Genomic DNA, 21,590 nt, shown 5'->3' on the forward strand with positions numbered 1-21,590 from the left:
GTGGTCGAGTCAAGGGAACGGCGCAGACCGCCGGTGCGAGGTCAGCGCAGCATGCCGAGCGAGCGCGCCGTGGACACCGCAGCCGTCCGCGAGGCGACCCCGAGCTTCGAGAACACGTGCACGAGGTGCGACTTGACCGTCGCCTCGCTGATGTGGAGCCGCGCCGCGACCTCGCCGTTCGCAGCGCCGGCGGCGACGAGCTCGAGGACCTCGATCTCCCGCGCCGAGAGCGACACCTGCGGGGTCCGCATCCGGGCCATCAGCCGGCCGGCGATCGCGGGCGCGAGCGCGCTCTGGCCGGACGCCGCCGCCCGGACGGCCGCGATCAGGTCGTGCGGCGGCGCGTCCTTGAGCAGGTACCCGCTCGCGCCGGCCTCCACCGCGCCGAGGATGTCGCCGTCGGAGTCGTAGTTCGTGAGCACGAGGACGTACGGCGCGGCGTCGAGCGCACGGATCCGCCGGGTGGCTTCGGCACCGGAGGTGTCCTGGCCGAACTGCAGGTCCATCAGGACGAGTTCCGGCGAGAGGTCGGCGGCGAGCTCGACCGCGGTCCCCGGCGTCGCCGCCTCGCCGACGACCTCGAGGTCGTCCTCCGCGTCGAGCAGTGCGCGCAGGCCGGCCCGCACGACCGGGTGGTCGTCGGCGATCAGGATCCGGATCACGGCACCTCCAGGACGGCGACGAGGGTGGTGCCGCGTCCGGGCGCCGAGTCGATCTCCAGCCGTCCGCCGAACTGGCCGACGCGGTCCCGGGCCGCGCGCAGGCCGAACGAGTCGGACGCGACCGCCCGCGACAGGGCGGTGACCGGGTCGAAACCGACGCCGTCGTCCGAGACCGTCAGTCGCGCCTCCTGGCCGTCGACCGCGAGCGACAGCGCGACGTGCGTGGCGTGCGCGTGCTGCACCACGTTCGCGACCGCGCCCTGGGCGATGCGCAGGAGCGCCGTCTGGACGTCCATCGGGAGCACCACGTCGGGCACGTCGACGGTCACGGTCAGGCCGTCGCCGGACCACTGCTGCTCGGCGAGCCGCCCGAGCGCCGCCGGGAGTCCCTGGTCGAGCGACGGCGGCGTGAGCTCACGGATGAACCGCCGGGTGTCGGCGAGTCCGTCCGCCGCGGTGTCACGTGCGAGCCGGATGTGCTCCAGCCCGGGGCGGTCGCCGTCCGCGCGTTCCGCGGCGTGCAGGAGCATCTGGATGCTCGACAGGCCCTGAGCGACGGTGTCGTGGATCTCGCGGGCGAGGCGAGCCCGCTCGGCGAGGACGCCCTGTTCACGCTCGGTCGCGGCCAGGCGGTCACGGGTCGCGATGAGTTCAGCGACGAGCGCCTCGCGCTCCGTGGCCTCGCGCGCGAGGGCGCGGTACCCGAGCCCGATGAGCAACGCCACACCGGCGCCGACGAGCGGGCCGACGACTCCGCCGACCGTGAAGCCGCCGTGCAGACCGAGCGCGACGACCGCGACGAGGGTGGCGACCACGACGGCGACCGGACCGACCACGCGGGGGAGGACGTGCAGGTACAGGAAGAACAGCGGGAAGACGAGGTACGCGGCCTCGGGCACGAGCACGAGCAGGGCGATCCAGACGAGGCTCAGCGCGACGAGCCAGAATCCGCCGGCGATCGCACGACGGCGCTCGGCGGTGCGGGCGGCGACTGCGCCGAGCAGGTAGACGCCGGCGAAGACGACGCTCAGCCCGAGGGGCACCCAGGGCCGCGGGCCGTCGCTCACCAGGACACGGATGACGACGAGGGCCAGGAGCGCGGCGGACAGCACGTGCAGGCCGGTCCGGAGACCGACGAAGACCGGGGTGAGCGTGCTGTGCGCCATGACGGTCCCAGCGTACGGAGCCGGGTGCGGGACCGGATCAACCGAAAGTTCGATCGGGGGACCAGTCCGGTCGACGATGTCCGGAGGGACCGGCGCGGCGAGGCTGGAGGCGTGGTCGCGGAGGGTCCGTGACCCGGGAAGGGACCATCGTGTTCGTCGCCTGGCGCGACCTCCGGTTCGCTCGCGGCCGCTTCGTGCTCATCGGCTCCGTCGTCGCGCTCATCACCCTGCTCGTGGGGTTCCTCGCGGGCCTCACCGGCGGACTCGCCGCCCAGAACGTCTCGGCCGTGCTCGACCTGCCGGGTGACCGACTGGTCCTGCAGCAACCGTCCGACGGGCAGCCGTCCTTCGGCGAGTCGACCATCGGCCAGGAGGCGCGGGTCGGCTGGCAGACGGCGGCCGGCGTCGACGAGGTGGTCCCGGTCGGGATCGTCCAGGGGCGGGCGACGTCGGGTCACGACGACGGGTCGGCGGTCGGGGTCGCCCTGTTCGGGCTGGCCGCCGACCACGGCGGCTCGGCCGACGCGCGTGGCTCGGTCGCCTCGCTCGCGCCGACGCGGGACGACGAGGTCGGCCTGTCCTCCGGCGCGGCCGCCGACCTCGGGGTCGACGTCGGCGACCACGTGACGATCACGGGCACCACCTACCGGGTCGCCTCCGTCGGCGGCGACGCCTGGTACAGCCACACGCCGGTCCTCGCGATGACCCCGGACGCCTGGTCCGCGGCCGATCGGCGGCTCGGCGGCGACGGCGACCCCACCGTCCTCGCGGTGAGCGGGTCGCCCGACTGGGACGCCGTCGCCACCGCGACCCACACGTCGGCCTCGTCGCACCTCGGCTCGCTCACGGCCCTCGAGACGTTCCGGTCGGAGGTCGGTTCGCTCGCCCTGATGATCGCGATGCTGTTCGGCGTCTCCGCCCTCGTCGTCGGTGCCTTCTTCACGGTGTGGACCATGCAGCGCGCGGGCGATGTCGCCGTCCTGAAGGCACTCGGTGCGAGTACCCGGTCGCTCGTCCGGGACGCCCTCGGCCAGGCGCTCGTCGTGCTCGTCGTCGGCATCGGCGTCGGGACCGCCGCGGTCGTGGGACTCGGGGCGCTCGCCGGCGGCGCGCTGCCGTTCCTGCTCAGCCCGCTCACCACGCTGGTCCCGGCGATCGCGATGGCGGCCCTCGGGCTCGCCGGAGCCGCGGTCGCCCTCCGCACCGTCACCGTGGCCGACCCCCTCACCGCACTCGGGAGCAACCGATGATCACCCTCGACGACGTCACCCTCACCTTCCCCGACGGCGACCGCCGCGTCACCGCGGTCGACCACGTCTCGCTGACGGCCCGCACCGGCGAGGTCACCGGGATCACCGGCCCCTCCGGCTCCGGCAAGTCCTCGATCCTGGCCGTCGCGGCGACGCTCATCCGGCCGGACTCCGGCCGTGTGGTCATCACCGGTGCGCGGGGCGACGCGGTCGACGCCGCCGCGCTGTCGCGGGACGAGGCCACCGCGCTCCGACGGGAACGCATCGGCATCGTGTTCCAGCAGTCGAACCTGTTGCCGTCGCTGACCGCCCGCGAGCAGCTCCTCGTCATGGCGCACCTCGGCGGCCCGCGGGCCGGGCGGCGGAGTGCGGCGGTCCGCGATCGGGCCGACGACCTGATCGACGCAGTCGGGCTGTCCGGGCACGCCGACAAGCGACCGGCCCAGCTGTCCGGAGGGCAACGGCAGCGGATCGCGATCGCCCGCGCACTCGTGCACGAGCCGGAGGTCCTGCTCGTCGACGAACCCACGAGCGCACTCGACCAGGAGCGCGGCGCGGCGATCATGTCGCTCATCGGGCAGCTGACCCACGAGCGCGGCACCGCGACGATGCTCGTGACGCACGACCTCGTGCACCGGGGCGCGCTCGACTCGCTCGTGACCGTCGTCGACGGACGGGTGGTGTCCGACGCGGCGACGGGCGACGGGCGCATCGCGGCCTAGGATCGGGCACATGGCGACCGTCCTCCTCGTCCGGCACGGACGCACCACCGCGAACGCGACCGGCGTCCTCGCCGGACGGACGGCAGGGGTGGCGCTCGACGCCGTCGGTCGCGAACAGGCCGCACGGACGGCCGGACGACTCGCCGCGGTCCCGCTCGCCGCGGTCGTGTCCAGCCCGCTCGAACGGTGTCGGCAGACCGCCCGCGCGCTGCTCGGACGCCAGGCCGGTGAGCCGGAGACCCGCATCGAGCGGGCGATCACGGAGTGCGACTACGGCGACTGGCAGGGCCGGAAGCTCGCGGACCTCGCGAAGGAGCCCCTCTGGCGGACGGTCCAGGTGAACCCGAGCGCCGTCGTGTTCCCCGGCGGGGAGTCCATGCAGGGGATGCAGTCGCGCGCCGTCGCCGCCGTCCGCCGGATCGACGCTGAGGTCGAGGCCGCCCACGGTCCGGGCGCCGTCTGGGTCGCGGTGAGCCACGGCGACGTGATCAAGTCCGTGCTCGCCGACGCCCTCGGCATGCACCTCGACCTGTTCCAGCGCATCGCGGTCGGACCGGCGTCGGTGTCCATCGTGCGCTACGGCGAGCACCGTCCCGAGGTCGTCGCGTCGAACACCGAGTCGGGCGACCTGACGTGGCTCGCGGCCGCACCGGCGCCGAGCGCGGACGCCGCGGTCGGGGGCGGCGCCGGCCACGGCGACCCCGCCACCGGGCCGGCTCCTGCCGGAGCCTGAACGACTGTCGCCCGGCGCTCCTACAATGCGGGGTATGCCCACCATCGTGCACGGCTTCGACTGGCCGGACCGTCTCGTCGTCGGGACCGTCGGCCGTCCGGGCGAGCGGTCCTTCTACATCCAGGCGCGTGACGGCCGCCGTGTCACGAGCGTCGCGCTCGAGAAGGAGCAGTCGGCCGTCCTCGCGGACAAGATCGACGAGCTCCTGGACGAGGTCGCGACCGTCGAGGACAACCGGTTCAGCGTCCCGCCGTCCGCGCCCGCAGAACTCCGTGACGGTGAACCGCTCGACCAGCCGGTCGAGGCCGAGTTCCGTGCCGGCGCCCTGAGCCTCGGGTTCGACCCCGCCACCGCCCAGGTGGTGATCGAGGCGTACCCCATCGACGACGAGCTCGAGATCGTCGCCGAGACGACCGAGGACGGCGAGGAGATCGAGGCCGTGGTCGAGATCCCCGAGCCCGCCGAGCTGTTCCAGGTGAAGATCCCGGTCGGCACCGCCCGCGCGTTCGTCGAGCGCACGCGGGAGATCGTGGCCGCCGGCCGTCCGCCAGGGGCCGCATGAGCGACGGGTCGCTGTCCATCCGGGCACGCATCCGGGAAGCCTCGAACGCCACCTTCCTCGCCGACCTCGACGGCGAGGCGGTCGTCTACAAGCCGATCGAGGGGGAGCGACCGCTCTGGGACTTCCCGGACGGCACCCTCGCCGATCGAGAGGTCGCGGCGTACCTCGTGTCCGAGGCGTTCGGCTGGGACGTCGTCCCCCCGACGTGGATGGGCGAGGGGCCGTTCGGCCGCGGCATGGTCCAGCGGTGGCAGGACGTCGATCCCGAGCAGGACGCGGTCGACCTCGTCCCCACCGAGGACGCCGAGGCCGAGCTGTCCGGCGACGGCGCACCTCGCTGGCGACCGGTGCTCGAGGCGATCGACGAGGCGGACCGTCCGGTGACCCTCGTGCACGAGGACACGACCGCACTGCGGCGGATGGCGGTGTTCGACGTCGTGGTGAACAACGCCGACCGCAAGGGCGGGCACGTCCTCGCGATGCCGGACGGTCACCGCTTCGGCGTCGACCACGGGCTGACCTTCCACGTCGAGCACAAGCTGCGCTCGGTGCTGTGGGGGTGGATCGGCGAACCGCTCGACGCGGACGAGCTCGAGGGCATCGACCGGGTGACCGACGCGCTGCACGGCGATCTCGGTGCCGCACTCGACGAGCACCTCACGGTGGCGGAGGTCGACACCCTGCGCGCCCGGTGCGCGGCGCTGCGGGCGGTCGGGCTGTTCCCGCCGCCACCGGGACACGGCCCCGCCGTGCCCTGGCCGCTCTTCTAGCGAAGCGCTCGGCCGTCGGTGCGGAGATCGGGTCGGCGGGTTCCGTCGGGTGCGGAACCCACCGACCCGTACCGCGTCCCGCCTGCCGGGGCGCGGTGACCCGTGGCGGTCGGACGGAGCGCGCCGTTGCCCTCCGGGACCCCACGGGGGTCGACCGGCCGAGGACGGATCAGGTGCCATCGGTCGGTCATCACCACCTCACCGACGCTGTCGGTGTACCGACAGCATCGGTTCACCGACGCGGTCGGTTCACCGACGCGGTCGGTTCACCGACGCGGTCGGTTCACCGACGAGGTCGGTCAGGTGGAGCGGTGATCGCGGCCGGGGTCTGGGGCAGCTGTGGCGTCAGCATACGACCGAGATCGCCGGAGGAACAGACCCTGCCGTCAGATTGTCCAGTCGTCCCGGAAGAGCGCTCCACCGCGGCGCGATCCCAGGTACGACCCGACCACCGCGACGCCGAGGTCGTCGTTCTCGGGCGCGACGACCTTGCCGTCCACCCGCTTCGCCATCGCGTCGATGAAGCGCGCCAGCCCCGGGTCGTCGCCGAGCCGGAAGAACGTCGTCTGCGCGCCCAGCCGTCCGGCGTTCTCGAGCTCCCGGACGGACAGCGCGATCGTGATCGGGTCCGGCGGGTACCCGAACCACACCTGGCCGTTCGGTTCGAGGTGGGAGGTGGGCTCGCCGTCGGTGACGATGAGCAGCACGGGCTGGGCGGTCGGGTGCTTCCGGAAGTGCCGGTTCGCGAGCAGCAGGGCGTGGTGGAGGTTGGTGCCCTTGTCCCACATCGCGTCGAGGCCGACGAGTTGCTCGATCTCCATCACCTCGGCTTCGCGGCCGAAGGCGATGAGCTGCAGGTCGTCGCCGCGGAACCGTGTGGAAACGAGGGTGTGGAGTGCCAGCGCGGTGCGCTTCATCGGCACCCACCGGTCCTCCATCGCCATCGAGAACGAGGTGTCGACGAGCAGGGCGACACAGGCCTGCGTCCGTGCCTCGGTCTCCTGCACCTCGACGTCGTCGATCTCCAGGCGGACGCCGGGGCCCATCCGTCCCGAGGCAGCCGTGCGGGTGAGCGCGTTCGTGATCGACCGGGTGACGTCCCACGGCTCGGTGTCGCCGTACTGCCACTGCCGGGTCGCACCGGAGGGTTCGCCGGACGCACCGGAGCGGCGGAGGTCTCGGGCACCCTGGCGGCCGGACATGCGCTCGGCGACGTCCCGGAGCAGGCTCTTCCCGAGCTGCCGCATCGCCTTCGGGGTGAGCCGGAGCTGCCCGTCGGCACCGCGGCGCATCGCACCGGAGTTGCGCAGGGCCTTCTCGAGCTGCTGCAGGGTCCTCGCGTCGACGACGGCGTCGTTCCCGAGCTGGCGGCCGAGGGCGTCGAGGTCGAGGTCGTCGAGGTCGGAGCCCGGTCCGGCCTGCGCGATCTGGTCGGCGAGGGCGTCGAGGTCGGCGATGTCCTGGAAGACCCCGGTCCCGTCGCCGAGCCCGAGGCCCTGCTCGCCCTCCATCCGCTCGGAGCCGCCCCAGTCCTCGCCCGGCCGGAGCGAGCGGAGGGTGTCGTCGAGCTGGGCGAGCTGTCCCATCAGGTCGGGGGAGCCGAACGCCTGCTGGGCGAGGGCATCGAGTTCGTCGCGCTGCTCCTGGGTCATCGAGTTGCGCATGCGCTGCGCCGCGGCCGCCCGGGCAGCGAGGTCGTCGAGCAGTTCCTCGACGTTCTGCGGGTCCGACGGGAAGTACTGCCCGTGCTCGGCCATGAACGCGTCGAACTGCTCCTGCGTGTCCGTGCCCGCACGGTGGTCCTCGAGCAGGGTGTTGAGGTCGCGCATCATCGCGGCGACGTCCTCGCGGTCCTGGTCGGTGGCACCCTCGAGCGCCTGCTTCATGCCGGCGAACCGCTGGTCGAGCACCTCACGGCCGAGCAGGTCCTTGATCTCCTCGTACTTCTGGCGCGCGGTCGGGCTCGTCCAGTCGTAGCCGCTCAGCTCCTGCACCGCGGTGGCGGGCGACGGCGACAGGCTGTCGAGCTGCATCTCGGCGAGGGCTCGGTCGCCGTCGTCGATCTCGGTGTCGCGGGCGAGTTGTCCGCGTTCCGCGAGCACGGCCTCGTCGAGCAGCTGCTTGACCTGCTGCAGGGTGCCGTCGAGGTTGTTCTTCGCCGTCAGCTCGCGCCGTCGCTCGGCCACGCGGCGGGCCAGGTCGTCGAGGCCGCGCTGGTCCTGACCGCCACGGCGCAGGTACTCCCGGATGGCGCGCTCGGGCGAGGTGCCGCCCATGACGTCCTCGCCGATGGCGTCGAGCGCCTCGGCCAGGTCGACCGGGGGAGCGAGCGGGTCCGGGCCGTCCTCGTACTTCCCGTAGCGCGCGTCCCGCGCCAGGCGTCGGTTCGCCCTAGCCATAGACGGCTTCGCCCCCGCCGGACTCCTTGCTGATCCGCCGGGCGAGGAAGAGCCCCTCGAGCGCGAGTTCGATGGCGCCGGCACGCTCGCCGTCGTCGGTCGCTCCGAGCCGTTCGCAGATCTGGTCGTACAGGTCGGACTCGCCGATCGACGGCAGGCCCTCGAGGAAGGCGCGGGCGCTGACCTGCTCACCCGTGGTCACCATCGTGCCCCCGTCGAGCGCCTCGACGAGGACCGCGAAGTCGAGCCCGCGGAAGCGCGCCCGGACGGTCTCGGCGGTCGCGGTCCGGAGCAGGTGCTCGAGCACCTCGTCGGCGCGGTCCTCCTCGCCGTTCTCGAACTCGATCTTCCCGCCGAGGACGTCGATCGCGGTCTCGAGGTCGATCGGTCGCGCGACCGCGTGCTCCTCGCCCTGCCGCGCAGCGCGGTGCACCGCGGCGGCGGAGATCGTCTCCGCGCCGGCGATCGCGAAGCGGGCGCTGACGCCGCTGCGCTGATCGACCGCACTCGATCCGCGCAGGGCACGCGTGAACCGGGCGAGGATCTCGACCAGCGCGTCCGGCACGTCGGCGGTGAGCCGCGCCTCCTGGCGGATCACGGCGATCTCGTCCTCGAGCTCGATCGGGTAGTGGGTGCGGATCTCGGCGCCGAAGCGGTCCTTCAACGGGGTGATGATCCGACCGCGGTTCGTGTAGTCCTCGGGGTTCGCGCTGGCGACCACGAGCACGTCGAGCGGCAGCCGGAGGACGTAGCCGCGGATCTGGACGTCGCGCTCCTCCATCACGTTGAGCATCGCGACCTGGATGCGCTCGGCGAGGTCGGGGAGCTCGTTGATGGCGACGATGCCGCGGTGGCCCCGGGGGACGAGGCCGAAGTGGATCGTCTCGGGGTCACCCAGGCTGCGGCCCTCGGCGACCTTCATCGGGTCGACGTCGCCGATGAGGTCCGCGACGCTCGTGTCCGGCGTCGCGAGCTTCTCGACGTAGCGGTCGTCGCGGTGCCGCCAGCTGATGGGCAGGGCGTCGCCGAGGTCCGCGGCCCGGCGGATGCTCGCGGTCGTGATCGGTTCGTAGGGGTGCTCGCCGAGTTCGGAGCCGGTGATGACGGGCGTCCACTCGTCGAGCAGGCCCTGCAGGGTGCGGAGGAGTCGGGTCTTGCCCTGTCCGCGCTCGCCGAGCAGGACGACGTCGTGCCCGGCGATCAGGGCGCGTTCGAGCTGCGGGACGACGGTGGTGGCGAAGCCGTGGAGGCCGGGCCAGGGGTCGCGGCCCTCGCGGAGGGCGCTGAGCAGGTTGTCGCGGATCTCGGCGCGGACCGTCTTCTGGAGGTGGCCAGAGGTGCGGAGCTCGCCGACCGTTCGGATGTCGGGTCGGGTCACCTCTTCGACGTTACGCCGTTCGGGCCTGGAGGCGCGGTGCGGGCTGGCACCGCGCCTCCAGGCCACCTGCTTGTGAGTTTTCATAGCAATTGCAATGATTGGTGTTCCGGCATCGGAGCCGGATTCGATTAGGGGGATCCGGCTCCGAGCCCGGAACCCGTTCGTTTCCGGATCTGAACCATCTTCTCGATCTGGGCGTACGTTCCCTCCTCGTGAGCAGCACGACGAACGGGGCGATCAAGAGCCTGGTCCCCGCCAGGATGGACAGACTGCCGTGGACACGGTTCCACTGGAGTGTCGTGGTGGGACTCGGTGTCTCGTGGGTCCTCGACGGCCTCGAGATCCAGATCGTGTCGAACGCCGGGTTCCAGGCCGACCTGGACCTGTCGACGCAGCAGGTGACCTCGCTCGGCACCATCTACCTCGTCGGGCAGGTCGTCGGCGCGATCGTCTTCGGTCGGATGTCCGACCGGCTGGGTCGTCGGAAGCTCTTCATCCTCACGCTGGCCATCTACCTGATCGGCTCCGGCATCGCGGGGCTCGCGCAGGACTTCTGGTTCCTCGCGGCCTTCCGGTTCGTCGCCGGGCTCGGCATCGGCGGCGAGTACGCCGCGATCAACTCGGCGATCGACGAGCTCATCCCCGCGAAGTACCGCGGGCACGTCGACATCGCGATCAACGGCACCTACTGGGGCGGCGCGGCACTCGGCGCGTTCGCGAACATCTACCTGCTCGACACGGCCAACTTCGCCGAGAACATCGGCTGGCGCATCGGCTTCTTCCTCGGCCCGGTGCTCGGCATCGCGATCATCTTCCTGCGGCGGCACATCCCGGAGAGTCCGCGGTGGCTCATGACGCACGGACGCGAAGAGGAAGCCGAGGCGACGGTCACGCAGATCGAGGAGTCGGTCGAGAAGTCCACCGGGCACCGGCTGCCGGAGGTCGACGAGTCCAAGGCGATGACCGTCACGCCGACGGAGAACGTGAAGTTCCGGACGATCGTGAAGGTGCTGTTCCGGCAGTACCCGACCCGGACCCTGGTCGGCGCGACCATGATGATCACGCAGGCGTTCCTCTACAACGCGATCTTCTTCACCTACGCCCTGGTGCTCACGAACTTCTTCGGCCTGAAGACCGCCGAGACGAGCGTGTACTTCTTCCCGTTCGCGATCGGCAACCTGCTCGGGCCGATCATCCTCGGTCGGTTCTTCGACACCTGGGGTCGTCGGCAGATGATCTTCTCGACGTACCTGGTGTCCGGGCTCGTGCTCGCCACCTCGGCGTTCCTGTTCCAGGCCGACGCGATCACCGCTCCGGTGCAGGTCGTCTTCTGGTGCATCTCGTTCTTCTTCGCCTCGGCGGGTGCGTCCAGCGCCTACCTGACCGTGAGCGAGATCTTCCCGCTCGAGCTCCGGTCGCAGGCGATCTCGTACTTCTTCGCGCTGGCGCAGATCTTCGGTGCCGTCGCGCCGCTCATCTACGGGGCACTCATCGGCGACGGGTCGTCCCGCGAGCCGCTGTTCTGGGGGTACCTGCTCGGGTCCGCGGTGATGATCGCGGGCGGTGTCGTGGCGCTGATCTTCGGCGTCGACGCGGCCCGGAAGGGGCTCGAGGACGTCACACAACCCCTGTCGGTCCTGACCAAGGAGGCGGACGCGGCGCGGAAGTAGTATTCCGTATGCGGAGTGTTTAGCGCCGCGCTCCGGGGTCTGTCATCGTCCTCGCATGGCAGTCCTCCACAGCACGACAGTGTCCTGCACGGTCCACGGGCCGACCACTCGCGAAGCCGGCGGCGTGGGCCGTGCGTGATCCTGGCGGCATGGAGCGAGCACAGCACCGGCCGGGTCGCGACGACGACGACCCGCACGGCATCCGACGCAGTCTGCTGCGGGACGCGGTCTTCGCGCGGCTGCTCGACAACGTGCTGCGCGGGGTCTACCGCCGTGGCCAGCGGATCCGGCTCGACACGATCGCGGCGGACATGCGGGTGTCCCGGACCCCGGTGCGCGAAGCGCTCGTGCCGCTCGAGAACCTGCGGCTCGTCTCGGTGCAGCGGTACGTCGGGGTGGTCGTCGCGCACTGGACCGTCGACCACATGATCGAGCGGATCCGGATCGCGCGGACGATGATCACCGAGCCCTCGGCGGGCGCCGTGCGGTGTGCGGATCGCTTCGACGTCGCCTGGCTCCGCGAGTGCATGACCGAGGGCGGGGTGTTCGTCGAGCTCGGTTCGTGGTGGCTCCGCCGGAGCGGTGCGGCCGTCAGCGCCGACTGGCTCCTGTCGCAGCGTGCCGTGCTCGACGCGTTCTTCACGGACGACGTGGCGCTGGCGAACGGGATCGACGCCGTGGTCGCTCGTCGGGAACGCCGGAAGATCGCCGAACGCGCGACCACCGCGGCCGAGCGGGACGCGCTCGACGAGTGCGCGGTGGCGCTGGTCGAGCTCGCCGATGCCCTGATCGGCCTGCCCGAACGGTTCCGGGCGGCCGCCTGAGCACTCACCGCGGATTCCGGGGCTGCTCGCACTGAATCGACAGGCGGGCGCATGGCAGGGTGGTCCGGTTGCCGTCCCCGCGGCACCGGGACCGACCGGGCCAGCGCGGGACCCCACGGTGCCCGACAGGGAGGGCACTGCCCGCGTGCTCGTCCGCTCGAGCACGCACCGTGTCCGCACACGACAGGAGTGCCCGTGAACGACGTCCGCGACCGATCCCACCGGCTGAACCGAGCGACCGGGATCGCACGGCACGGACGTCTCCGGCACCGCAACCCCGTCGGCACCGCGATGAAGGTGCTCTCCGGCGTGGCCGCGGTCGCCCTCGTGAGCACGGCGTCGGTCGCCGCGATCGCCGCCAAGCAGGTCACCGACGACTTCGGCGACGGCGTCGCGATCCAGGGGCAGCCAGCGCAGCCGGCGAAGGGACCGGCAGCGCTGAATTCGTACCAGGGCGGTTTCAACATGCTCGTCGTCGGCACGGACAACGACCCCGAGCAGGGCACGGCGTACGGCGAACGCGACGCCACGTTGAACGACGTCAACATCCTGCTGCACGTCTCGGCCGACCACACCAACGCCACCGCGGTGAGCATCCCGCGCGACCTCGTCACGCCGATCCCTGCGTGCCGCAAGCAGGACGGCTCCGGGACGACCCCCGCCATGGCCGCGCAGCCGATCAACAGCGCGTGGGGCGAGGGCGGGCTGAACTGCGTCGTGCAGACCGTGCAGGGGCTGACCGGCCTCGACGTGCAGTACTCGGCGGCGGTGTCGTTCCAGGGCGTCATCGAGATGTCGAACGCGATCGGCGGTGTGCCGGTGTGCGTCGCGCAGCCGATCCACGACCGCTACACGGGGCTCGACCTGCCGCAGGGCACCTCGACGTTGCAGGGTGACCAGGCGCTGGCGTTCCTCCGCTCCCGGCACGGTGTGGGAGACGGCTCGGACCTCGGGCGGATCTCCAGCCAGCAGGCCTTCCTGTCCTCGCTGCTCCGCACGGTGAAGTCGAACGACACCCTCACCTCGCCGCCCACCCTGTACAAGCTGGCCCGGGCAGCGGCCTCGAACATGCAGCTGTCGCAGAGCCTCAACGACGCCGGCACGATGGTGGAGATGGGGCGGGCGCTCCAGGACCTCCCGCTCGCGCAGGTCAACTTCGTGCAGTACCCGGGGACGACCGGTGGCACGGGGGTGTACTCGGGGAAGGTGCAGCCGTCGGCGGAGCTCGCGGCGCAGTTGTTCGCGAAGATCCGGGCGGACCAGTCGTTCTCGCTCGGCGCGGACAGCACCGGGATCGGGGCGGAGCGCGCGGCGGGCGCGGGGTCTGCCGCGGGGGCGTCGACCGCGGGATCCGCTGCGGGGTCCGCTGCGGGAGCCTCTGCGGGCACGGCCGCGGGCGCGGGGTCGGCTTCGGGTGCCGGCGGCTCGGCTGCCCGCGCGGGGTCGGCTTCGGCTGCCGGCTCAGCTGCCGGCGCGGGCGCGGCCGCCGGCGCGGGATCGGGCGCGGGGACGGGTGCCGGTGCGAGCGGCGCGGGCGCGGCTGCCGGTTCGGGTGCGGACCTCGGTACGGATGGTGCGAGCGCAGGTGCAGCCGGTGCCGCTGCCGCTGCCGGCGGAGCCTCGGCGCCCGCGAGCAGCCCCGCGGCCACGGCTCCGGCCGAGACCCTCGACGGCTTGCAGGGGCAGTCCGCCGACGAGCAGACCTGCTCGAAGGCCTTCGGCTCCTGACCCCCGTCCCCGAGGTTTCGCGCCCACCGACACTCCACGCGCTCCCCGGCCCGTGAGATGTCGCCCAGCGCGAAGAACCGCCCGCGAATCCAGCGCACCCAGCGCACCCGAACCACCGAGAGCGGGGGCGCGGTGGTGGGCCGCGCCCCCTGGTCACTCCTCGGTCTGAGCCTCGCGCGATCGGGCGCGCGTCGGGCTCGCCGCCCAGGAGCGACATCGGTGCTGTGTCGCGGCGACGGGGTGAGACCCCGGAATGTGATGGCCGCGCCTCGACGATGCTATTGACCGGGGTACGGGTGGACAACCCTCGACTGTCCCCACTTCGGGGGACCCTGCCGTGCGCTCGACGCAGGGTCGGTGTCGAGACAGTGCTCGACCTCCTGTATGGTGGTGGGAGCGCTCGCGAGAGTGCTTGGAGACGTCGCATAGTCCGGCCGAGTGCACCACCCTGCTAAGGTGGAGTCCCCTTTGAGGGGACCGAGGGTTCAAATCCCTCCGTCTCCGCGGCACACGAAACCCCGGTCCTCCAGGACCGGGGTTTCGTCGTTCCCGAGGAACACCGGGAGCGCCGGGCGCATCGAGTGCGCGGCGCGACCACCGCCGGACGGGAGGCACGGTGCCAGCCCGCACCGCGCCTCCCGTCCGTGCGTACGCGCCGTGACTGCCGCGCATCTCGTGAGCAGAAATGGTCGGGTGCGCGCACATGACCCGACCATTTCTGCTCACGAAACCTCGCGGAGCGCCGCCCGCGCCCGCGCGTCAGACCGTCGCGACGCTGCCCGTCGGCACCGCGCCGCGCGAGCGCGCGCGCCGCGCCGTGGCCGCCGCGACGGACGTCAGCACCACGGCCGCCGCCGTGATCCCGGCCCCCGCCCAGATCGGCGAGGTGTAGCCGAGCCCCGCCGCGATCGTGAGCCCACCGATCCAGGCGCCGAGCGCGTTCCCGAGGTTGAACGCCGCGATGTTCGCCCCGCTCGCCAGGGTCGGCGCGTGGTCCGCGTACTGCATCACCCGCGTCTGCAGCGCCGGCACGGTGGCGAACCCGAACGCTCCCATGAGCACGAGCGCGATCACGGTGAGCACGGGCGAGGCTGCGACTGCCGCGAACACGGCGAGCACCACCGTGAGGACGACGAGCACCACGAGCAGTGTGCCGTCGATCGACCGGGACGCGAGCTTGCCGCCCGCGAAGTTGCCGACGAACAGCCCGATGCCGAACACGATGAGCAGCCACGGCACGGCGCCCGACGAGAACCCGGACACCGAGGTCAGCGTGTACGCGATGTAGGTGAAGGCACCGAACATCCCGCCGTAGCCGAGCACGGTGATGCCGAGCGAGAGCCACACCTGGCCGGAGCGGAAGGCGCCGAGCTCTCGGCGGAGCGAGGGGACCGCGGCGTCGGCCGAGCGGACGGTGGGGACGAGCAGAGCGACCCCGACGAGGGCGACGACACCGATCGCCGCGATGGTCCAGAACGTGGCGCGCCAGCCGAGCGCCTGGCCGAGGAAGGTGCCGAACGGGACGCCGAGCACGTTCGAGGCGGTGAGCCCGGTGAACATCAGGGCGACCGCGGACGCCCGCTTCTCCTTCGCGACCATGTTCGACGCGACCACCGAGCCGATGCCGAAGAACGCCCCGTGGCAGAGGGCCGCGATCACCCGGCCGAGCATCATCACGCCGTACGCCGGCGCGAGGGCGGACAGGGTGTTGCCGATCACGAACAGCACGAGCAACCCGATGAGTACCGGCTTGCGGGGGAGCCGGGTGGTCGCGGCGGTGAGTCCGAGCGCACCGACGATGACGGCGAGGGCGTACCCGGTCACGAGCCACCCGGCCGTGGTCTCGGTCACGCCGTAGTCGGCGGCGACCTCGGGCAGGAGCCCGGTGATGACGAACTCGGTCAGGCCGATGCCGAATCCGCCGAGTGCGAGGGCGATGAGTCCCGCGGGCATGGATGTCCTTCCGTTGTGCGGTGCAGCTGGGCCGCGTACGCTGGTTGTTGCAGACGCGGGATATCGATAGTTGCACACGCGGGGTATCCGCGCAAGCAACCAATCCTGCCCGGAAGCACACCAGGAGGCCCCTCATGTCCGTCGACGACTCCTCCGTCGCCGTCCGCGCCCACGGCTGGCGCACGCTCGCGGCCCTGCACGGCCTCATCGAGACGCGGCTCGAGCGGGCGCTGCGCGCCGTCGACCTGTCGGTCGTCGAGTTCACGGTGCTCGACGCCCTCCGCCGCCAGGACGGCTTCCACATGCGCATGCAGCAGCTCGCCCGGGCGGCAGCGCTCAGCCCGAGTGCGACGACCCGGCTCGTGAACCGCCTGGAGGAGCGCGCCCTCCTCACCCGCGTGCTCTGCGCCGACGACCGCCGCGGGCTCTACACGGAGCTCACGCACGCGGGCCAACGGCTGCTCGACGAGGCCACGCCCGTGCACGCCGCCGCGCTCGAGGAAGCGCTCGCCGAGGCGCGCGAGGTCCCCGAGCTCGAGGAGCTCGCCGTCGCGGTCGACCGGCTCGAGGGTGCCACCGTCTGAGGTCCAGGAGGCGCGGCCCGACCCCGCCCCGCACGCTACGGTGAGCGGGTGGTGCGGCGGACAGGACTCGTGGTCGGTTTCGCGGTCGTGGTCGCGCTGGCCCTCGGTGGCTGCGTCGGCACGCAGGGTGCCGACGCCGACCTCGCTGTCGAGGCGTACGTCGAACCAGGTGACGGATCGGCGGCGAACGTCTCGGACGCGTCCCGTCGTGCGACGACGATCGGGATCGACGGCGTCACGGTGGCGGACGACGGTGCCGGGCTGAACGACCTGCCCGGCGGCGTGGCGGCACTCGCCCGCACGGCGCGTACCGGTGGAGCCGCACCCGAACTGCTCGTCAGCAACTTCTCCGAGTCGATCGGGGACTTCTCGCCCGAGGTCGGCACCGCGCTGCTGTCGGACGCGGGGAACCGCTCACGGGTCGCCGAGCGCCTGGCCGAACTGGCGTCCGATGCGCACATGCGCGGCGTGCAGATCGACCTCGAGTCGCTCCGGAGCCGCGACCGTGCCGGGCTCGTGGCGTTCGCCGCGACGCTCGAGGACGCCGTGCACGAGCGGCTCGGGTCGGACGCCGAGGTGTCGATGGCGGTCATGGCCTCGACGGACGAGCGGGGCTACCGCGACCCCGGGTACGACCTCGGCGCGCTCGCGGACCACGTCGACCGGTTCGTCCTGATGACGTACGACCAGCACGGGCCCTGGAGCGGTGCCGGCACCATCGGGTCCCTGCCGTGGGCGGAGCGGGTGGTCGACGCGGCCGAGCGCTCGGGCGTCCCGGCCGACCGGATCGACCTCGGCATCGCGGGGTACGGGTACGTGTGGGGTGGCTCGGGTGACGCACAGGTGAGCCCGGCGCGGGCGCGGGAGCTCGCGGGCGACGATGCCCGGTGGTCGGCCCGGACCGGCGAGTGGTCGGCGACGCTGGACGACGGCCGCGAGCTGCACTGGTCCGACGCGCGCTCCTACCGGGCACGGGTCGCGCTCGCCGCGGACCTCGGACTGCACGGCGTGGCACTGTGGTCCCTGAACACGCTGGAACTGCCTGGATCGGAGGCGACGTGAAGCTCTTGCTGACCTCGGGAGGCGTCACCAACCCGACTATCCACGCCGCGCTCGTGTCGATGCTCGACAAGCCGGTCGAGGAGGCCAACGCCCTCGTCGTCCCCACGGCGCAGTGGGGGCATCCGATGTGCGGACCGGCCTCGGTCCGGGACCTCGTGGCCGGCGGTCCCGACTCCCGCGCCTTCACCGGCCTCGGCTGGGCGTCGATCGGCGTGCTGGAGCTCACGGCGCTGCCGACGATCGAGCCCGAGCGGTGGCGGCGGTGGGTCACGGGAGCCGACGTCCTGCTGGTCGACGGCGGGGATGCCACCTACCTCGCCCACTGGATGCGGACATCCGGGCTCGCGGACCTGCTGCCCTCGTTGCCCGACACGGTGTGGGTGGGCGTGAGCGCCGGCAGCATGGTCATGACGCCGCGCATCGGCGCGTCCTTCGTCGCGTGGCCGTCAGCGGTCGACGACGTGACGTTGGGAGTCGTCGACTTCTCGATCTTCCCGCACCTCGACGCGTTCCCGGAGAACACCCTCGAGAACGCCGAGCGGTGGGCGGCCGAGATCGGCGTTCCGACCGCCTACGCCATCGACGAGCAGACCGCCGTGGCGGTCGACGGTGGCTCGGTCCGGGTCGTCTCCGAGGGGCGCTGGGTGCAGCTCGCGCCGTGACGGGATCGGCACCGACCGGCGGACGCCGGTCAGCGGGCGCGCGGGGGAGCGGTCGTCGACCGGACGACGAGCGACGGCGGCACGAGGACCCGGGTCGGCTCCGGCCGCTCGGCCGCACCGATCAGCTCGACGAGCCGGTCCGCCGCGAGTCGCCCGACCTCGTCGTTGTGCGGGTCCACCGTCGTCAGGCGCAGCAGGGGTGACGCGGCGAGCGGGGTCTCGTCGTTGCCCATGACCGACACGTCCTGCGGTACCCGGAGCCCGGCCTCGTGCACGGCGGCGATCGCGCCCATCGCCATGACGTCGTTCGCCGCGAACACCGCGGTCAGGTCCGGGTGGTCCTCCAGTGCGCGGACGGTGCCGCGGTAGCCGGTCTGCTCCGAGGTCGGTCCGTCGCTGTACACCAGTGGCTCGATGCCGGAGGCGACCATCCGGGCGACGGTGGCCTCGCGGCGGACGGCAGCCGGGCCTCCTGAGCCGGTGACGTGGGCGATGCGGCGGTGACCCAGGCCGACCAAGTGATCCGCGGCCAGGCGTCCGCCGGCGGCTTCGTCGGAGGCGACGACGTCGAGTCCTCCCGGGACGTCGGCGCGTGCGCCGGCGATGACGACCGGGGTGTCCGCGGGGACCACGAGGTCGGGGAAGCCCTCGGCGGCGAGCACGACGCCGTCGACCCGGAGCGAGACGAGGTCGTCGAACGGGGAGGAGTCGAGGTGGGCGTTCGCGCGGGTGTCCGCGAGCGTGAGGCGCAGGCCGTGCGGGGAGAGCGCGTCACGGATGCCGTCGAGCATCGGGACGTACCAAGGGTTCCGGAAGTCGTCGACGACGACGCCGATCGTGCGCGTCCGCGTGCCGGCGAGGATCGCGGCGGCACGGTTGGGGCGGTAGCCGAGCTCGGCGGCCGCGGCGAGGACGGCTGCCCGGCGGGTGTCGGAGACGCCGGGGTCGTCGCGCATCACCATCGAGACGAGCGACTTCGAGACCCCGGCACGGGTCGCGACGTCGATGATCGTCGGTGGTCGGGACACGCGGCTCCTTGACAGGACATGGGTGGGTGCGTCTACAGTCTACCGACGCTCTCTGGAACGTTCCAGAGCCATCACCGACTTCTCGAGGGAGAGAACATGAGCGACAGCATCGGCGTCGCCGTCATCGGCGCAGGCATGGCCGGCAAGGCCCACATGGCCGCGTGGCGGAACGCACCGTCCCTGTTCGGTCACACGCTGCCGCCCGTCCGGCTCGTGTCGGTCGGCGACGTCTACGAACCGCTCGCGGCCGAGGCTGCGACGCGCTTCGGGTACGACCGGCACGACACCGACTGGCGAGCGATCGCCGAGGCCGACGACATCGACGTGGTGAGCGTCGTCGTCGCGAACACGCTGCACCGCGAGATCGTCGAGGGGCTCCTCGCCGCCGGCAAGCACGTGCTGTGCGAGAAGCCGCTCTCGGACTCGCTCGACGATGCCCGCGCGATGGCGTCCGCCGCATCGCTCGCGGCCGGTCGTGGTCTCACCGCCCGCGTCGGCTTCACCTACCGCCGCGCTCCCGGCCTCGCTGCCATCAAGCAGCTCGTCGAGGACGGCACCCTCGGTCGCGTCCTGCACGTCTCCGCGCGCTACTGGACCGACTACGGCTCCTCGCCCGACGTCCCGTTCTCGTGGCGCTTCGCGGGGGCCCCGGGGACCGGCGCCCTCGCCGACGTCGGGTCGCACCTCGCGTACGTCGCCGAGTTCCTGGCCGGCGAGGTGCAGAGCGTCAACGGCGGCATGTTCACCACGGCCGTCACGAAGCGGCCGATCGCCGCCGGGTTCGCCCTCCGTGGCCAGGCCGTACCGTTGACCGGGGAGTTCGCCGACGTCGAGAACGACGACTACGCCACGTTCACCGCGCGCTTCGGCGACGGCTCGGTGGTCGGTTCGCTCGAGGTCTCCCGGGTCGCGACCTCGCACCCGAACGGCCTCGTCGTCGAGGTGTTCTGCGAGCACGGCGCCGCACGCTGGGACCAGGAGCGCGCATCCGAGATCGGACTCGCGCTGCAGTCCGACGGCTCCCGTCTCGGCGGCTACCGTCAGGTCGTCCTCGGCCCGGACCACCCCTACGTCGCCGGCGGCATGGCGATGGACGCTCCCGGTGTCGGCTGGGGCCAGAACCAGATGTTCGAGTACCAGGCGCGTGCCTTCCTCGACGAGGTCGTGGGCAACACGGCCGACCCGCTGCCGGCGAACGCCACGTTCGACGACGGCGTCCACAACATGGAGATCCTCGACGCGGTGGCCCGGTCCGCCGCCGACGGAGGAGCAACCGTCGACCTCACCGCAGCGTCCGTCACCGGAGGAGCACACGCATGAAGCTCGGTCTCTACAACGCGATCTTCCACGACCGCCCGCTCGCCGCGGCGCTCGAGGCCATCGCGGGCAACGGCCTCACCGGCATCGAGCTGAACACCGGCGGGTTCCTGCCGCCGGTGCACGTGTCGAACGTCGACGAGATCCTCGACGACGACGCGGCGCGCGACGCCTTCCTCGCGCAGTTCGACGGGACCAACGTCTCGATCGCCGGCCTGAACTGCAACGGCAACCCGCTGCACCCGGACCCGGCGATCGGGCCGAAGCACGCGGAGGACGTCCGCCGCAGCATCCGGCTCGCGGCCCGTCTCGGCCAGGACCGGGTCGTGACGATGTCGGGCCTCCCCGCGGGGGAACCCGGCGGCACCCGGCCGAACTGGATCGTGAACGCCTGGAACTCCGCCGCGCTCGACGTGATCGAGTACCAGTGGAGCGTCGCGGTGCCGTTCTGGCAGGAGATCGACGCCCTCGCCCGCGAGCACGGGGTCAAGGTCGCGCTCGAGCTGCACCCGCAGAACGTCGTCTTCAACCCGGCGACGATCCGCGAGCTCGTCGAGCGCGGCGGGCTGACCAACGTCGGCGTCGAACTCGACGCGTCGCACCTGTTCTGGCAGCAGATGGACCCGGTGGCGGTCGTCCGCGACCTCGGTCCGCTCGTGTTCCACGCCGCCGCGAAGGACGTCCGGATCAACCCGCAGGCCGCGATCAACGGCGTGCTCGACAACTCGTTCCGTCGGCTCTCGCCGGACGAGCCGCGCACGAACCTCGGCGGGGACGAGTGGGCGAACGAGTGGCCGAAGCCGTCCGCGTGGGACTTCGTCGCGCTCGGCAAGGGGCACGACGAGGCGTACTGGTCGGCGTTCCTCGAGGCCTTGCGCGAGGTGGACCCGGACATGTGGGTGAACATCGAGCACGAGGACACCGAGCTCGGGCGCGAGGAGGGCGTCGCCGTGGCGGCGCAGGTCCTGCTGGCCGCCGACGCGTCGCTGGCGGCTCGCGTCTGAGTTGCTGCGGGATCCGGACTGGAGGCGCGGATCACGTGCGCTGATCGGCGCACGTGACCCGCGCCTCCAGTCCGTCGCCGTGTGTCCGGCGGCCCGGTCGGTGACGCATCCCCCGG

19 protein-coding genes and 1 tRNA gene are annotated in these 21,590 nt (G+C 72.2%); 14 read left to right on the forward strand and 6 right to left on the reverse strand.

Annotated features, from left to right (window positions below; translation table 11 throughout):
• Positions 1-41: 41 nt before the first annotated feature.
• Positions 42-662: a response regulator transcription factor gene (locus tag BJK06_RS12305; protein ID WP_070418136.1), complete on the reverse strand. Its 621-nt coding sequence runs from the start codon at positions 660-662 to the stop codon at positions 42-44.
• Complete coding sequence (locus BJK06_RS12310) at positions 659-1,828, reverse strand: sensor histidine kinase (protein WP_070418137.1); 1,170 nt, start codon at positions 1,826-1,828, stop codon at positions 659-661. Before BJK06_RS12310 ends, BJK06_RS12305 begins: the two co-directional genes overlap by 4 nt.
• Positions 1,829-1,977: 149 nt before the next feature.
• Here BJK06_RS12310 and BJK06_RS12315 point away from each other — a divergent pair, with 149 nt between their 5' ends.
• Genes BJK06_RS12315 through BJK06_RS12335 form a run of 5 tightly spaced genes read left to right on the forward strand, consistent with a single transcriptional unit; the run spans position 1,978 to position 5,865 of the window.
• Positions 1,978-3,078, forward strand: coding sequence for an FtsX-like permease family protein (locus BJK06_RS12315; protein WP_070419434.1), 1,101 nt, complete (start codon positions 1,978-1,980; stop codon positions 3,076-3,078).
• The gene (locus BJK06_RS12320) at positions 3,075-3,800 is read left to right on the forward strand and encodes an ABC transporter ATP-binding protein (RefSeq protein WP_070418138.1); all 726 of its coding nucleotides are present in this window, start codon (positions 3,075-3,077) and stop codon (positions 3,798-3,800) included. The genes BJK06_RS12315 and BJK06_RS12320 overlap by 4 nt, the downstream gene beginning before the upstream one ends.
• A 10-nt stretch (positions 3,801-3,810) precedes the next feature.
• Positions 3,811-4,533 (forward strand): histidine phosphatase family protein, encoded by a 723-nt coding sequence (locus tag BJK06_RS12325; protein WP_070418139.1) that lies wholly within the window; start codon positions 3,811-3,813, stop codon positions 4,531-4,533.
• A 34-nt stretch (positions 4,534-4,567) separates the two neighbouring features.
• On the forward strand, positions 4,568-5,095 hold the full coding sequence (locus BJK06_RS12330; RefSeq protein ID WP_070418140.1) for a DUF3090 domain-containing protein: 528 nt from the start codon (positions 4,568-4,570) through the stop codon (positions 5,093-5,095).
• Entirely contained in the window at positions 5,092-5,865 is a 774-nt protein-coding gene (locus BJK06_RS12335) for an SCO1664 family protein (RefSeq protein WP_070418141.1), read from the forward strand. Before BJK06_RS12330 ends, BJK06_RS12335 begins: the two co-directional genes overlap by 4 nt.
• 386 nt (positions 5,866-6,251) lie before the next feature.
• Here the strand turns inward: BJK06_RS12335 and BJK06_RS12340 are convergent, their stop codons facing one another.
• The gene (locus tag BJK06_RS12340; protein WP_156794852.1) at positions 6,252-8,264 is read right to left on the reverse strand and encodes a VWA domain-containing protein; all 2,013 of its coding nucleotides are present in this window, start codon (positions 8,262-8,264) and stop codon (positions 6,252-6,254) included.
• Entirely contained in the window at positions 8,257-9,642 is a 1,386-nt protein-coding gene (locus BJK06_RS12345; protein WP_070418142.1) for an AAA family ATPase, read from the reverse strand. Before BJK06_RS12345 ends, BJK06_RS12340 begins: the two co-directional genes overlap by 8 nt.
• Positions 9,643-9,854: 212 nt before the next feature.
• Here BJK06_RS12345 and BJK06_RS12350 point away from each other — a divergent pair, with 212 nt between their 5' ends.
• The 4 genes from BJK06_RS12350 to BJK06_RS12365 all read left to right on the forward strand — a co-directional run bounded on the left by BJK06_RS12350 (position 9,855) and on the right by BJK06_RS12365 (position 14,368).
• Entirely contained in the window at positions 9,855-11,312 is a 1,458-nt protein-coding gene (locus BJK06_RS12350; protein WP_308447480.1) for an MFS transporter, read from the forward strand.
• Positions 11,313-11,461: 149 nt separating this feature from the next.
• Positions 11,462-12,136, forward strand: coding sequence for a GntR family transcriptional regulator (locus BJK06_RS12355; RefSeq protein WP_070418143.1), 675 nt, complete (start codon positions 11,462-11,464; stop codon positions 12,134-12,136).
• A 195-nt stretch (positions 12,137-12,331) separates the two neighbouring features.
• Positions 12,332-13,864, forward strand: a complete 1,533-nt coding sequence (locus BJK06_RS12360; RefSeq protein ID WP_258027635.1) for an LCP family protein — start codon at positions 12,332-12,334, stop codon at positions 13,862-13,864.
• Positions 13,865-14,278: 414 nt separating this feature from the next.
• Positions 14,279-14,368, forward strand: a tRNA-Ser gene (locus tag BJK06_RS12365).
• 255 nt (positions 14,369-14,623) lie between these two features.
• On the opposite strand, the gene BJK06_RS12370 is transcribed toward BJK06_RS12365, so the two are convergent.
• The gene (locus BJK06_RS12370) at positions 14,624-15,817 is read right to left on the reverse strand and encodes an MFS transporter (RefSeq protein ID WP_070418144.1); all 1,194 of its coding nucleotides are present in this window, start codon (positions 15,815-15,817) and stop codon (positions 14,624-14,626) included.
• 134 nt (positions 15,818-15,951) lie between these two features.
• Here BJK06_RS12370 and BJK06_RS12375 point away from each other — a divergent pair, with 134 nt between their 5' ends.
• Genes BJK06_RS12375 through BJK06_RS12385 form a run of 3 tightly spaced genes read left to right on the forward strand, consistent with a single transcriptional unit; the run spans position 15,952 to position 18,125 of the window.
• Entirely contained in the window at positions 15,952-16,401 is a 450-nt protein-coding gene (locus BJK06_RS12375) for a MarR family winged helix-turn-helix transcriptional regulator (protein WP_070418145.1), read from the forward strand.
• 48 nt (positions 16,402-16,449) lie between these two features.
• The gene (locus tag BJK06_RS12380; protein WP_083295229.1) at positions 16,450-17,463 is read left to right on the forward strand and encodes a glycosyl hydrolase family 18 protein; all 1,014 of its coding nucleotides are present in this window, start codon (positions 16,450-16,452) and stop codon (positions 17,461-17,463) included.
• The gene (locus tag BJK06_RS12385; RefSeq protein ID WP_070418146.1) at positions 17,460-18,125 is read left to right on the forward strand and encodes a Type 1 glutamine amidotransferase-like domain-containing protein; all 666 of its coding nucleotides are present in this window, start codon (positions 17,460-17,462) and stop codon (positions 18,123-18,125) included. Before BJK06_RS12380 ends, BJK06_RS12385 begins: the two co-directional genes overlap by 4 nt.
• A 29-nt stretch (positions 18,126-18,154) precedes the next feature.
• Here the strand turns inward: BJK06_RS12385 and BJK06_RS12390 are convergent, their stop codons facing one another.
• A complete protein-coding gene (locus tag BJK06_RS12390; protein WP_083295230.1) occupies positions 18,155-19,153 on the reverse strand; it encodes a LacI family DNA-binding transcriptional regulator in 999 nt (332 codons plus the stop codon).
• Positions 19,154-19,249: 96 nt separating this feature from the next.
• Here BJK06_RS12390 and BJK06_RS12395 point away from each other — a divergent pair, with 96 nt between their 5' ends.
• Together BJK06_RS12395 and BJK06_RS12400 are read left to right on the forward strand one after the other, a co-directional pair.
• Entirely contained in the window at positions 19,250-20,473 is a 1,224-nt protein-coding gene (locus tag BJK06_RS12395; RefSeq protein WP_070418148.1) for a Gfo/Idh/MocA family protein, read from the forward strand.
• Positions 20,470-21,474, forward strand: a complete 1,005-nt coding sequence (locus BJK06_RS12400; RefSeq protein ID WP_070418149.1) for a sugar phosphate isomerase/epimerase — start codon at positions 20,470-20,472, stop codon at positions 21,472-21,474. The genes BJK06_RS12395 and BJK06_RS12400 overlap by 4 nt, the downstream gene beginning before the upstream one ends.
• Positions 21,475-21,590 lie beyond the last annotated feature (116 nt).

It is taken from the genome of Curtobacterium sp. BH-2-1-1 (assembly GCF_001806325.1).
GTDB lineage: Bacteria > Actinomycetota > Actinomycetes > Actinomycetales > Microbacteriaceae > Curtobacterium.

Bases quoted from the DNA above. Each gene is read 5' to 3' on its own strand.
- BJK06_RS12340 (WP_156794852.1), bottom strand. From the start codon at position 8,264: ATGGCTAGGGCGAACCGACGCCTGGCGCGGGACGCGCGCTACGGGAAG.
- BJK06_RS12335 (WP_070418141.1), top strand. From the start codon at position 5,092: ATGAGCGACGGGTCGCTGTCCATCCGGGCACGCATCCGGGAAGCCTCG.
- BJK06_RS12375 (WP_070418145.1), top strand. From the start codon at position 15,952: ATGTCCGTCGACGACTCCTCCGTCGCCGTCCGCGCCCACGGCTGGCGC.
- BJK06_RS12355 (WP_070418143.1), top strand. From the start codon at position 11,462: ATGGAGCGAGCACAGCACCGGCCGGGTCGCGACGACGACGACCCGCAC.
- BJK06_RS12325 (WP_070418139.1), top strand. From the start codon at position 3,811: ATGGCGACCGTCCTCCTCGTCCGGCACGGACGCACCACCGCGAACGCG.
- BJK06_RS12370 (WP_070418144.1), bottom strand. From the start codon at position 15,817: ATGCCCGCGGGACTCATCGCCCTCGCACTCGGCGGATTCGGCATCGGC.
- BJK06_RS12395 (WP_070418148.1), top strand. From the start codon at position 19,250: ATGAGCGACAGCATCGGCGTCGCCGTCATCGGCGCAGGCATGGCCGGC.
- BJK06_RS12400 (WP_070418149.1), top strand. From the start codon at position 20,470: ATGAAGCTCGGTCTCTACAACGCGATCTTCCACGACCGCCCGCTCGCC.
- BJK06_RS12310 (WP_070418137.1), bottom strand. From the start codon at position 1,828: ATGGCGCACAGCACGCTCACCCCGGTCTTCGTCGGTCTCCGGACCGGC.
- BJK06_RS12320 (WP_070418138.1), top strand. From the start codon at position 3,075: ATGATCACCCTCGACGACGTCACCCTCACCTTCCCCGACGGCGACCGC.
- BJK06_RS12330 (WP_070418140.1), top strand. From the start codon at position 4,568: ATGCCCACCATCGTGCACGGCTTCGACTGGCCGGACCGTCTCGTCGTC.